The organism is Ancylobacter sonchi (genome assembly GCF_018390695.1).
In the GTDB taxonomy this organism is placed as follows: Bacteria; Pseudomonadota; Alphaproteobacteria; order Rhizobiales; family Xanthobacteraceae; genus Ancylobacter; species Ancylobacter sonchi.
Map to the genome: position 1 here is coordinate 194,885 of NZ_JAHBGF010000046.1, position 12,020 is coordinate 206,904.

At 64.9% G+C, this 12,020-nt stretch carries 10 protein-coding genes; all 10 read left to right on the forward strand.

From position 1 onward, the window contains the following. Positions 1–58: 58 nt before the first annotated feature. The 10 genes from KHC28_RS25115 (at position 59) to KHC28_RS27805 (ending at position 11,893) form a co-directional block, all read left to right on the forward strand. Positions 59–2,695 carry a M10 family metallopeptidase C-terminal domain-containing protein gene (locus KHC28_RS25115; protein ID WP_214011109.1) on the forward strand — a complete coding sequence of 879 codons (2,637 nt, stop codon included), beginning with the start codon at positions 59–61 and terminating at the stop codon, positions 2,693–2,695. A gap of 532 nt (positions 2,696–3,227) precedes the next feature. Further along, a complete protein-coding gene (locus tag KHC28_RS25120) occupies positions 3,228–4,739 on the forward strand; it encodes a M10 family metallopeptidase C-terminal domain-containing protein (protein WP_214011110.1) in 1,512 nt (503 codons plus the stop codon). Between the two features lie 176 nt (positions 4,740–4,915). Beyond that, on the forward strand, positions 4,916–5,890 hold the full coding sequence (locus KHC28_RS25125) for a UDP-glucuronic acid decarboxylase family protein (protein ID WP_214011111.1): 975 nt from the start codon (positions 4,916–4,918) through the stop codon (positions 5,888–5,890). Between the two features lie 44 nt (positions 5,891–5,934). Then, entirely contained in the window at positions 5,935–6,987 is a 1,053-nt protein-coding gene (galE, locus tag KHC28_RS25130) for a UDP-glucose 4-epimerase GalE (protein WP_214011112.1), read from the forward strand. A 26-nt stretch (positions 6,988–7,013) separates the two neighbouring features. After that, complete coding sequence (locus KHC28_RS25135; RefSeq protein WP_214011113.1) at positions 7,014–7,811, forward strand: hypothetical protein; 798 nt, start codon at positions 7,014–7,016, stop codon at positions 7,809–7,811. A 13-nt stretch (positions 7,812–7,824) separates the two neighbouring features. Beyond that, positions 7,825–8,772, forward strand: a complete 948-nt coding sequence (locus KHC28_RS25140; protein WP_214011114.1) for a hypothetical protein — start codon at positions 7,825–7,827, stop codon at positions 8,770–8,772. Further along, positions 8,769–9,542 carry a glycosyltransferase family 2 protein gene (locus KHC28_RS25145; RefSeq protein ID WP_214011115.1) on the forward strand — a complete coding sequence of 258 codons (774 nt, stop codon included), beginning with the start codon at positions 8,769–8,771 and terminating at the stop codon, positions 9,540–9,542. Before KHC28_RS25140 ends, KHC28_RS25145 begins: the two co-directional genes overlap by 4 nt. A 111-nt stretch (positions 9,543–9,653) precedes the next feature. Further along, positions 9,654–10,841 (forward strand): two-component system sensor histidine kinase NtrB, encoded by a 1,188-nt coding sequence (locus KHC28_RS25150; protein WP_214011116.1) that lies wholly within the window; start codon positions 9,654–9,656, stop codon positions 10,839–10,841. Then, positions 10,825–11,442, forward strand: a complete 618-nt coding sequence (locus KHC28_RS25155; protein ID WP_214011117.1) for a response regulator transcription factor — start codon at positions 10,825–10,827, stop codon at positions 11,440–11,442. Before KHC28_RS25150 ends, KHC28_RS25155 begins: the two co-directional genes overlap by 17 nt. A 103-nt stretch (positions 11,443–11,545) precedes the next feature. Then, positions 11,546–11,893, forward strand: a complete 348-nt coding sequence (locus KHC28_RS27805; RefSeq protein WP_312893336.1) for a response regulator — start codon at positions 11,546–11,548, stop codon at positions 11,891–11,893. Positions 11,894–12,020 lie beyond the last annotated feature (127 nt).

A 12,020-nucleotide genomic window follows, 5' to 3' on the forward strand; every position in this document is an offset into this window, starting at 1 on the left:
GTGCTGCGCGGACGGTGCCCGTTCGCCGGCGTGCCGGTCGTCGCTTGAGTAGGTAACCTTGCAGTGGCGCGCGACCGGCAGACAGCAGCAACGACTTGACGAGAGCGCCCCCTTCAAGCTCCGGTTCACCGAGGACGACGATATGGCCCAGCCTTGGGATCTATTGCATTCCTGGTCTTCGGACAGGATCGAGAGCCTCAATCGGATCATCGCGACGGCCGACGGCCAGATGCTCGACGGTACGCCTGCCGGCGACTGGATGCGGTCCGACGAATATGACGACGTGACGCTCAATGGCAGTGACGGCGACGACGCCATCACCGCCGATGGCGGCAACAGAGGCGAGTTCAATGCCGGCGCCGGAAACGACTATCTGAGCGCCGGCCGGGTCGGTTCCGATTTCGAGGACTATCCGCAGAATACTGGCGGCGTCTTCAACGGAGGCGACGGCGACGACCTGTTTGACGGCAACGAAGGCTCGAATGTCACCTTCAACGGCGGTGACGGAGGTGATGTTTTCACGACCTCCTTGGCAACAGACAGCACGTTCAACGGAGATGCCGGCGACGATTTCTTTTTCCTCGATGGACTGGAGTCCGGCGACTCGACGAATACCTACAATGGCGGGACCGGAATCGATACCGCCATGTTAGAAGATTTGTTCGATACCTATGACTTCAAGCGAATCGGGCAGACGCTGACCATAATAAAAGAATACAGCACGGCTACGGTCACAAACATCGAGTATTTTAGATTCCAAGGTCCGGGTCCGGGAGAATACACGGAGCTCACATTGGATCAGCTTGCCATGGATCGTGTCGCCACCATCGACGCGACGGGCGATGACTATGTCGATGGCCTGTTGCAGGGCAGCAAGTGGATTTCTCCTGTGACATATACTCTTCCGAGAGTGTGGTATTCGGGCTTCGATCTAACAAAAGGCATGCCGGCAGCCTTGATTAGAATATATAGTCAAGTTGAAAATATCATGCAGCTCAATATAAATGAAAAATGGGAATACCGAGACGATGATGAGGGGGAGCACTATCCCGCAAGAGACGCCGATATCCACATCTACTTCCTAGAAGGGGGGCATTCCGCCCCGGCGGTGGTCCAGGGCCCGGATGAAGGGGGAAACGCCGACATCTATCCCAACGACCCGCTCTTTCGGCAGCGTGCCGTTGCCGGCAACGAAACCTATCTCGTGGCTCTCCAGATCGTGGCGCAGTCGCTCGGCCTCAAATTCGCCGGCGAGACCGGCAGGGTCGCCGATGTGGCGGTGCCGGCGGACAAGGATTCGCTGGAATATACGGTGCTGAGCCAGCGTTCCTATCCCGGCGGCCCGGCCGGCGACTACACCGTAGCCGCCAACAACTTTCCGCAGACCCTCATGACGCTCGATGTCCAGGCGCTGCAGACGCTTTATGGCGCGGACTACAGCTACAACCGCTCGGACAACGTCTATCGCTGGAATGCGACGACGGGATGGATGTCCATTGATGGCGCCTTGCAGAACGCTCCTGCCGGGAACACGATCTTTCTGACCATCTGGGACGGCGGCGGCAACGATACCTACGACTTCTCGAACTACACGGACGCGATGTCGATCGACCTGTCGCCGGGTGGCGCCAGCCTGTTCTCGCAGGCGCTGCGCGCCTCGCTCGGCGATGGCGTCATGGCGCGGGGCAATGTCTACAACGCCTATCTCTACAACGACAATCCGGCCTCGCTGATCGAGAACGCCATCGGCGGCAGCGGCAACGACACGCTGCGCGGCAATGTCGCCGCCAATGCGCTGAACGGCAATGCCGGCGCCGACACCATGTCCGGCCTCGCCGGCGATGACAGCTATGTGGTCGACAATCTCGGCGATGTCGTCGTCGAGGCGGCGGGCGAGGGCACGGATCTCGTCTATGTGCGGGTCAGCGGCTATGTGCTGCCCGCCAATGTGGAGAACGCCAGGGCCGAGAATGGCCGCGGCGACATCGAAATCCGGGGCAACGAACTGGGCAACGTGCTGGCCGGAAATCTCGACGGCAACGCGCTCTACGGCAATGCCGGGGCCGACACGCTTTATGGCAGTGTCGGCAATGACCATCTCGACGGCGGCACCGGGCCGGACGCCATGGTCGGCGGCTCCGGCGACGACACCTACATCGTCGACAACTATTCCGACGTGGTCTACGAAAAGCCGAACCAGGGTACCGATACGTTGTGGACCTCGGTGAGCCGCGGCCTCGACAACGACTTCGAGAACATCGTGCTGTTCGGCGCCGCCACCGATGCCGGCGGCAATTCCAAGAACAACATCGTTTCCGGCAATCAGCGCGGCAACAACCTCTATGGCGGCGGCGGGTCGGACAGCCTCTATGGCAAGGCCGGCAGCGACCGGCTGTTCGGCGAGGACGGCAATGACTACATGACCGGTGGTACCGGTCGGGACGCCTATTATGGCGGGGCAGGCTACGACTACGCCATCATCGAGAAGGGCGGCGGGGTCGACTATTTCGTCGACTGGAAGGTGTCGGAGGACCGGGTGGCGTTCGACAGCGACCTCTTCCCGTCGATCGGCGCGGTGCTGACGGCGGCGTTCCAGAACGGCACCGACGTGGTGATCTGGGACGGCCATGACGGCATCGTGCTGCAGAACGCCCAACTGACGCAGCTGACGACCAGCAATTTCCTGTTCGTGTAGCTAGCTGACGGGAAGGAACGGGCGACGGCGGGCTGCAGGCTGGCGCGTCGAGCAGGGATGGTTCGACGAGTGCGACACGGCTCCAGGTGAGGCCGGCACCGCACCATCATCAGGATGATGTGGCTTCCCCAGCGTGGGGGCGCGATAGGGCAAGAAGGGGGGCGTCATGGCAAGCGTGGCGAAGGTCGGTGCGGCTGAGAGTGCGTACATCAATGGACTTATTGAAGGATACAAATGGGTTGGGAATGTAATATATGCATTCCCGAGCTCAGGGTCGGATTATTACTACCCATCGTCCAGCGAGCCGTCCGGGTTTCGCCCGGGAGCGGTTGTAACGCACAGCGACGTTGCGTTCATTTTTGCTGGCGAAGTATCTAATTTTACCACGTTGAATATAGTAAGAGAATCTAGCTCTTGGGGCGACATCCGGATCGGAAAGTCGTTCTATGCCGCCACGGCGCATGCCTATGCCCCGCAGGAAGCCTATCGGGGCGGTGACATCTGGCTGCCTCCGACAAGCACCGCGCCCTTGATGGGCGATGCCGGCTATATGGGGTTCCATGCCCTTCTGGGCCGTGCGCTCGGCTTGAAGGCGAGCGGAGATCTCGGCGGTGTCGGCAACGTCGCGGTGCCGGCCGACAGGGATTCGATCGAATACACGGTGATGAGCCAGCGCGCCTATCCCGGCGCGCCGGCCGGCTCGCTGTCATCGGTCGAGGCGAACGGCTTCGCGCAGACCTTCATGGCACTCGACATATTGGCGCTGCAGACGCTCTACGGTGCCGACTACAGCTACAATAGGGGCAACTCGGTCTATACGTGGGATCCGGCCACCGGCGCCCGCTACGTCGATGGCGCGGAGAGGGCGTCGCCGGTCAACCGGATCTTCCATACCATCTGGGACGGTGGCGGCATCGATACCTACGACCTGTCGAACTACACGACGGCGGTCTCGGTAGACCTCGCGCCGGGTGCCTCCAGCCTGCTGTCGCAGGCGCAGCGCGCCTATCTCGGCGACAATGTCTATGCGCGCGGCAACGTCTACAATGCGTATCTGTTCAACGACAATCCGGCCTCGCTGATCGAGAATGCCGTCGGCGGCTCGGCCAACGACACGCTGCGCGGCAATGTCGGCAACAATTTTCTGAATGGGGGCAAGGGCCTCGACACGATGATCGGCCTCACCGGCAATGACGGCTATGTCATCGACAATCTCGGCGACGTGGTCGTCGAGGCGGAGAATGCCGGCACCGACACGATCTATCTGCGGCTGAACGGTTATGCTCTGCCGACCAATGTCGAGAACATCAAGATCGACGAGGGCTACGCCAATATCGAAGCGTGGGGCAACGGCGCCGCCAACCTGATAGCCGGCAACATGCTGGAGAACACGCTCCACGGCGGCGGCGGCGTCGACACGCTCTACGGCATGGAGGGCAATGACCGTCTCGATGGCGGCACCGGAGCCGACATCATGATCGGCGGCGTCGGTGACGATACCTATGTCGTCGACACCCTCTCCGACGTGCTGTTCGAAGGGCGCGAGCAGGGCGTCGATACGGTGTGGACCTCGGTCAATCGCGGCCTCGACAAGGAGTTCGAGAACATCGTGCTCTTCGGCACCGCCACCGATGCCGGGGGAAATGACGACGACAACATCGTGTCCGGCAATGCGCGCGGCAACAACCTCTATGGCGGCGGCGGCTCGGACAGCCTCTACGGCCAGGCCGGCAGCGACCGGCTGTTCGGCGAGGACGGCAACGACTACATGACCGGCGGCACCGGCCGGGACGCCTATTATGGCGGGGCGGGTTACGACTACGCCATCATCGAGAAGGGCGGCGGGGTCGACTATTTCGTCGACTGGAAGGTGTCGGAGGACCGGGTGGCGTTCGACAGCGACATCTTTTCCTCGATCGGCGCGGTGCTGACGGCGGCGTTCCAGAGCGGCACCGACGTGGTGATCTGGGACGGCCATGACGGCATCGTCCTGCAGAACGCCAAGATCGCTGACTTCACGACCAGCAATTTCCTGTTCGTGTAGCAATTATCCGCGCTCCGGCCGGCGCTGTGGTCGTCCGGAAGCGACATTTTGCGTGGGAGCGGCCCGGTTTTATCGCCAGCCCGGGTCGTTCTCATGATCCGACTTTAGCGAAACCTTCATCGCCATTGCCGTAAGCGAGGTAAAGACATCCGCGCTCCGCTACCCGGAATCGATCCATGCACCTCGAACGACGCGTCCTCATCACCGGCGGAGCCGGGTTCCTGGGGTCGCATCTGGCGGAATTCCTGCTCAAGCGGGGATGCCAAGTCCTATGCGTCGACAATTTCTTCACCGGCACCCGGCGCAACATCGAACATCTGATCGGCCATTCCGGCTTCGAACTGCTGCGGCACGACATTGCCCATCCGCTCTTCGTGGAAGTCGACGAGATCTACAATCTCGCCTGCCCGGCCTCGCCGATCCACTACCAGCGCGATCCGGTACAGACCACGAAGACCAGCGTGCTCGGCGCGATCAACATGCTGGGTCTCGCCAAGCGGCTCAATGCCAAGATCCTCCAGGCCTCCACCAGCGAAGTCTATGGCGATCCCCAGGTGCATCCGCAGTCGGAGGACTATTGGGGCAATGTCAATCCGATCGGGCCGCGCTCCTGCTACGATGAGGGCAAGCGCTGCGCCGAGACCCTGTTCTTCGACTACTGGCGCCAGCATCGATTGCAGGTCAAGATCGCGCGGATTTTCAATACCTACGGCCCGCGAACCCATCCCAATGACGGGCGGGTGGTGTCGAGTTTCATCGTGCAGGCCCTGCTGAATCGGGATATTACAGTCCATGGTAGTGGCGAGCAGACGCGTTCTTTTTGCTATGTTGATGATATGATTGATGGTTTGATCAAGCTTATGGAAAGTCCGGCACAGGTGACGGGGCCGATCAATCTCGGAAACCCCAGCGAGTTCACCATTCTGGAACTGGCCAACCTGGTCATTGATCTTGTCGGATCGCGCTCGAAGATCGTGTTCAAGCCGCTGCCGGAGGATGATCCGCGCCAGCGCCGGCCGGATGTGGCGCGGGCGCGCCAGCAACTCGGCTGGCAGGCGGTGACACCGCTGCGTGAAGGCCTGAAGCGGACCATCCCCTATTTCGAGGCGTTGGTTTCGCAAGGACTGGTGCAGCGTGTTATCGCTGTCTGAGCGGAAACGGCGATGGGGGCGGTGACATTGGAACGAAAGTGGTGATGGCGGAACGAATCCTGGTGGTCGGTGGGGCCGGCTATATCGGCGCCCATACCTGCAAGGCGCTCGCGCAAGCCGGCTTCCTGCCGGTGACCTTCGACAATCTCTCCACCGGCCACCGCGATTTCGTGCGCTGGGGGCCACTGGTCGAGGGCGATATCCACGATGCTGCCGCCGTGGCCGCCGCCGTGCGCGAGCATGGCGTGGTGGCCGCCATCCATTTCGCCGCCTCCGCCTATGTCGGCGAATCGATGGTCGACCCGGCCAAATATTACGAGAACAACGTCGTCGGCTCGCTGTCGCTGCTGAACGGGCTGCGCGCCGCCGGCTGCGACAAGCTGGTGTTCTCCTCGACCTGCGCCGTCTACGGCCAGCCCGAGCACATGCCGATCGACGAAAGCGTGCCGACCGTGCCGGTCAATCCGTACGGCCAGACCAAGCGCATGGTCGAGCACATGCTCGACGATTTCGGCATGGCCTACGGCCTGAAATCGGTGGTGCTGCGCTATTTCAACGCCTGCGGCGCCGATGCGGACGGCGATCTCGGCGAACTGCGCGATCCCGAAACCCACATCATCCCGCGCGCGCTGATGACGCTGCAGGGCTATATCGACGATTTCAGCGTGTTCGGCGCCGACTTCCCCACGCCGGACGGCACCGCGGTGCGCGACTACATCCATGTCGACGATCTGGCCGATGCCCATGTGCTGGCCTTGCACCGCCTGCTGCGCGGTGAGCCGGGCGGCACCTTCAACCTCGGCACCGGCGAGGGCTATTCGATCCGGCAGGTGCTGACGGTGATCGAGGAGGTGACCGGCCTGAAGCTGCCGGAGGTCGTCGGCGACCGGCGACCCGGCGACCCGGACATCCTGGTGGCCAATCCGGCACGGGCGCGCGAGGAACTCGGCTTCGAGACCCGACGTTCGGACCTGCGGCAGATCATCGAGACCGCCTGGCAGTGGCACCTGCGCGCCCATCCCCGGCGCAACGCACCCGTCGAGGCGGCGTCGGCTCTCGCCGCGGATGCTCTCGCCGTCAATGCCGCGAGACGGTGACCGTGCATCCCGCGGGAGAACCAGCCATGCGCCATCTCGCCGAAACCGGCCAGGAAGTGCCGACGCCGCTGCCCGCGCTGGCCAGCCGGCGCCAGCCGGGTTCGACCTGGACCGACGTGCTGGCCCTGCACCTCGAAGCGCGTCGTAACTGGCGCGAGCTGGCCGAGACCGCCGGCGATGGCGAGGACGCGCCCAACGAGGTGGATGTGTTCCTCATCGGCATCATCGCCCGTTTCGCCGGCGTCAGACGGGTGCTGGTCGCCTCCGCCGAGCTGGCGCGCCGGCTCGATCACTGCCGCGCCGATCCGGCTTTCGTCTTCGTGGCCGCCATGGACGAGGCGCCATCTCATGGTGCGATCTCCGGCGAGGTGTGGCTCTACCCGGTGACGGCGATCGAGCAGGCCGAACGGGCCGCCGCCGTCGGGGCTGTCGTGCTGGTGCACGGTGTCGGGCGTGACTGGCAGCCGCCACTGGCGTCGGCGGGCGTCGAGAGCGTGCGCCGCCGGCCGCTGGCGGGGCTGTCGCCGGCGCTCTGGAAGTCGTCGCTGCTGCTGCTCGCCGCCGAGAGGGCGTGCGCCGAGCGCGACCGCCTGCTGGGGCAGGTCACCACCCTATTGGCCGATCGCGCCATCGACCCGTTCTTCCTCCTGGGCCAGATCCAGGAATTGCGGGCCGCCGCCCGCCGGCCGGAGGCCGCGCCCGACGATGTCGACGCGCTCAAGACGCGCGTGGCCGAACTGGAGCTGGAGGTGAGTCGGCTGCGGCGCTACGCGCTGATGCAGCAGGAGAGCCTTGCGCGCCTCGGCGCCGCCGAACATCCGTAGCGGGTGCGGCGGCATGCTTCCGATCATCGCTCCCCTCGGCCTCAACTGGTTCTATGAGGATATCGCGACCAATCTGGCGCAGGACCTGACGGCGTTCGGGCTGCCGGCCATGGCGCGGTCCTCCCATGATGTCGATGCGCTCGGCACGCAGGCCGGCGGCACGGTGCTGATCGTCAACTATTCCGAATGCCTGATCGCGGCAGAGCGGGCGGCGCGGCGTGGCGAACTGGTCGCAGCGCTCGACGCCTTCGAGCATCGGATCCTCGTCAATTACGACACCATCTACTCGCACTGGTTCGGCAACCAGTTCCCGTCGGATGCGCCGCCGATCACCGCCATCGCCGACCTGACGATGATGCGGCAGGTGGAGGCGCCCCTCGTCCGGGGCGTGCCCTATAAATGGGTGCCGGAGGCGTTTTCGGACCGCGAGCGCGCGACGGTCCGCCCCTGGGAGGCCGCCCGCCCGCTGCCCTGGGCCATGCTCGGCCATGCCACCGCCGACCGGGCCGCCTTCCTGTCCGCCGCGATGGCGGCGCTGGGCAGCGACGGCTTCGCCTTCCTGCCTCCGCACCGGCCGTTCGACCGCCGCTCCGGCTTCGAGGCGGCGGAGATCGCGCGGGTGCTCGGCCGCGCCGACCTCTATCTGTGGAGCAGCCATCACAATTTCCCCTATCACGAGGGGTTCCGGGCGCTGCATGCCGTCGCCGCCGGCGCGGTGCCGGCCAAGGTCGATCCGCTGAATGCCGGCCATTTCGCCGATGTCCCGTGGGTCTATCCGAATCTCGAGGCGGTGCGGGAGGCGCGCGAGCGGCTAGGGCTGGCCGGGCTCTACCGGCAGGCCTTCGATTTCATCGAGGGGCATGGCCGGCTGGCCGCCAATGTCGCCGAGGCGATCGCGCCCTGGTACCCGGCGGCGCGCGCCCTGCTGAGCGGCGGTCGCCGGCTGGAGGTCGTGCAATGACCGGCGGGCGCAACCCTCACGGCGTGTCGATCTGCATTCCGAACTGGAACCACCGCAATTATCTCGGCCGGTCCGTCGGCAGCGCGCTGCGGGCGGCCGAGGCGCTGAAGGCCCGGGGCGTCGGCTGCCAGGTCATCGTGGTGGACGATTATTCGCGCGACGGCTCGCAGCGCCTGCTGGCGTCGATGGCGCTGGCCGACCGGCTGGGCGTGCTCGACCCCATCCTCGCCACCGAGAATGAGGGGCTGGCGGCGACGCGCAACCGCGCGATGCGCAACGCGCGCTACAAGTATGTCTGCTTCATGGACGCCGACAACGAGCTGGTGCCGGACAATCTCCAGCATTTCTGGCGTGCGGCGCGCGACACCGGCGCGGCGGTCACCTACGGCAATCTGGTGATGCACAATGGCGAGCGTTCGATCGGCCTCCTGTCGAACGATTTCGTCGACGAGCGCATCTACGACATGAACTATATCGACGCCTTCTCGCTGGTCGATGCCGACCAGGTGGAGGAGCTGGGCGGCTATTACGGCAAGCATGCCGCCGCGCATGAAGACTGGGAGCTGCTGCTGCATCTGTGCGCGGAGGACCGGCTGCTGGTCTTCGTGCCGATGGTCCTCGGCTATTATCACGTCGCGCCCCTGTCGATGATCCAGACCACCGCCTTCGATCACTCGAAGATGCGGCGCGTCTATGCCCAGCGCAAAAGCGGCCTGCCCCTTGGCTTTGACGGGCGGCGTATCTATCATCCCGACATAGGCTGGCTGTAGCGCGGCACCAGCGAGGGCGACGACGATCCGGGTGTGACGATCGGGAACGAGTTGGCGCGTCATGGGCCGCTCAAGACAGCCGTGTTGCGTATCACTGGACAGGCCGACGTCATGCGCGAAACGACTGGCGAGTGCGAGCGCATCGAGCCGAACACCGTGTCCGGTGCACGGTTGCTCTCGGTGCTCGACACGGCGGCGGATGGCATCATCGTCATCGACGAGCGCGGCCGCATCCTGGTGTTCAACAAGGCCTGCGAGAAGATGTTCGGCTTCCCGGCCACGCAGGTGATCGGCCAGAACGTCAAGGTGGTGATGCCCACCGAATATGCCGCCGACCACGACGAATATATCGGCAGCTATATCCGCACCGGCGAGAGGAAGATCATCGGCATCGGCCGCGAGGTGCATGGGCGCCATGCCGACGGCACCGTGTTCCCGCTGGAACTGTCGGTGGGCGAGGCGCAGACGCCGGAGGGGCGCCAGTTCATCGGCATCCTGCGCGACCTGCGCCCGCGCAAGGAGGGCGAGCAGCGCCTCGCCGAATTGCAGAGCGAGCTGGTGCATCTCGCCCGCGTCTCCGCCATCGACGAGATGGGCGCGGCGATCGCCCACGAACTCAACCAGCCGCTCACCGCCCTGATGCTCTATCTGCAGGCGATCCGTCGCGCCCATGCCAAGGGCGTCAACCTCAGCGTCTCGGTCGGCGACATTCTCGACAAGGCGACCGGCGAGGCCGAGCGCGCCGGCCATATCATCCAGCGCATGCGGCAATTCGTGGAGAAGCGCGACCCGGTGCGCCAGCTGCGCGCGCTCGATCCGCTGGTGGACGACGCGATCGAGCTGACCCTGCTCGGCCAGCGCCACCGCATCGCCATCGGCCGCGAGCAGCAGGACGGCCTGCCGCAGGTGCTGGTCGATCCGGTGCAGATCCAGCAGATCATCGTCAACCTGGTGCGCAACGCCATCGAGGCGGCGGCGCAGGCGCGGCGTCCGGCCATTCGTATCGCGACCTCCCGGACCGCCAGCCATGTGATGCTGGAGGTTTCGGACAACGGACCGGGTATTTCGCCCGACGCACTGCCGAAGCTGTTCCAGGCCTTCGCTAGTTCAAAACGTCGCGGCATGGGGCTCGGGCTTGCGATTTCCCGGACGATCGCCCAGAACCACGGCGGCGATCTGGTCGTCGATCCCGGTGGCGATGGGCGCGGCGCCTGCTTCGCCCTGTCGCTGCCGATCTGGGCCGACAGCCGCGGAACCAACGCCGATCAGGGAGGGCAGCCGCATGGCCGGGCTGGGTGACATCTTTGTCGTCGACGATGATCCGGCGATCCGCGACGCCCTTTCGCTGGTGATGAGCCTCGAGGGCTATCACGTGCGCAGCTTCTCCGACGGCGCCGCCTTCCTCGCCATCGCCCGGCAGAACGTGCCGGCCTGCGTCATCCTCGACGTGCACATGCCCGGCCGCTCCGGCCTCGACATATTGAAGGAGCTGGAGGCCGACCGCTATCCGGCGCCGATCTTCATCATCTCCGGCCAGGGCGACATCCCGATGGCGGTCGATGCCATCCGCCATGGCGCGCTCGACTTCATCGAGAAGCCGTTCGACGCCGACACGGTGGTGGAGCGGGTGCGCGAGGCGATCGCCGCGCAGGCGCAGCGCGCCGGCAACGGCTCGGGCGACCTGCTGACCGCGCATTTCCCCGGCCACGGCCTGCTGACCCCGCGCGAGCGCGAGGTGCTGGTGCAGATCGCCAACGGTGCCTCCAACAAGGAGGCCGGCCGCAAGCTCGGCATTTCGCCGCGCACCATCGAGGTGCACCGAGCCCGCATCATGGAGAAGCTCGGCGCCAAGAATGCCGCCGACCTCGTGCGCATCGTGCTCAAGGACGGACGCGCCTGACGCGCCCGTCCACACTGCCGGCCGACTGGCCTGCTGCGCATTCCTACGAATTGCCGCCATCGGTTGCCTTCGCCACCTTCGGGGAAAAGCGGGAGGCACGGCGGTGCGAATTCACGTGCTCGAGGACGATGGCGGGGTGAGCGATTCGCTCAGCTTCGCCCTGAACAACCTCGGCTACGACGTGGTCTTCCATAAGACGGCCGAGAGCTTCTTCTCGCAGTCGCCGCCTGCTGCCGGCGACGTGGTGCTGGTGGATCTCAGCCTGCCGGGCATAACCGGCGGCCAGGCGGTGCGCTGGCTGCAGGGCCTCGCCCATCCCCCGCAAGTGGTGGTGGTGACCGGCCAGTCCCAGACGGTGATCGATCACCAGCTGCGCGGCCTCGCGCCGCTCAGGGTGGTGCGCAAGCCGCTGGATTTCGAGGCGCTGGTGGCGGCGCTGCCGGATGCCTGACGCCGAGCGCGGCATTCCCGACGTTTCGCGCTTCCGCAGTTTCCCTTGCGCAGTTTCCCTTACGCAGCCGCCCCAACTGTGCGGCGCAACATTCGTCCGTATGGTCTGCCACACAGCGTAACGGAGG

Bases quoted from the DNA above. Each gene is read 5' to 3' on its own strand.
- galE (WP_214011112.1), top strand. From the start codon at position 5,935: ATGGCGGAACGAATCCTGGTGGTCGGTGGGGCCGGCTATATCGGCGCC.
- KHC28_RS25145 (WP_214011115.1), top strand. From the start codon at position 8,769: ATGACCGGCGGGCGCAACCCTCACGGCGTGTCGATCTGCATTCCGAAC.
- KHC28_RS25120 (WP_214011110.1), top strand. From the start codon at position 3,228: ATGGGCGATGCCGGCTATATGGGGTTCCATGCCCTTCTGGGCCGTGCG.
- KHC28_RS25140 (WP_214011114.1), top strand. From the start codon at position 7,825: ATGCTTCCGATCATCGCTCCCCTCGGCCTCAACTGGTTCTATGAGGAT.
- KHC28_RS25155 (WP_214011117.1), top strand. From the start codon at position 10,825: ATGGCCGGGCTGGGTGACATCTTTGTCGTCGACGATGATCCGGCGATC.
- KHC28_RS25150 (WP_214011116.1), top strand. From the start codon at position 9,654: ATGCGCGAAACGACTGGCGAGTGCGAGCGCATCGAGCCGAACACCGTG.
- KHC28_RS25125 (WP_214011111.1), top strand. From the start codon at position 4,916: ATGCACCTCGAACGACGCGTCCTCATCACCGGCGGAGCCGGGTTCCTG.
- KHC28_RS25135 (WP_214011113.1), top strand. From the start codon at position 7,014: ATGCGCCATCTCGCCGAAACCGGCCAGGAAGTGCCGACGCCGCTGCCC.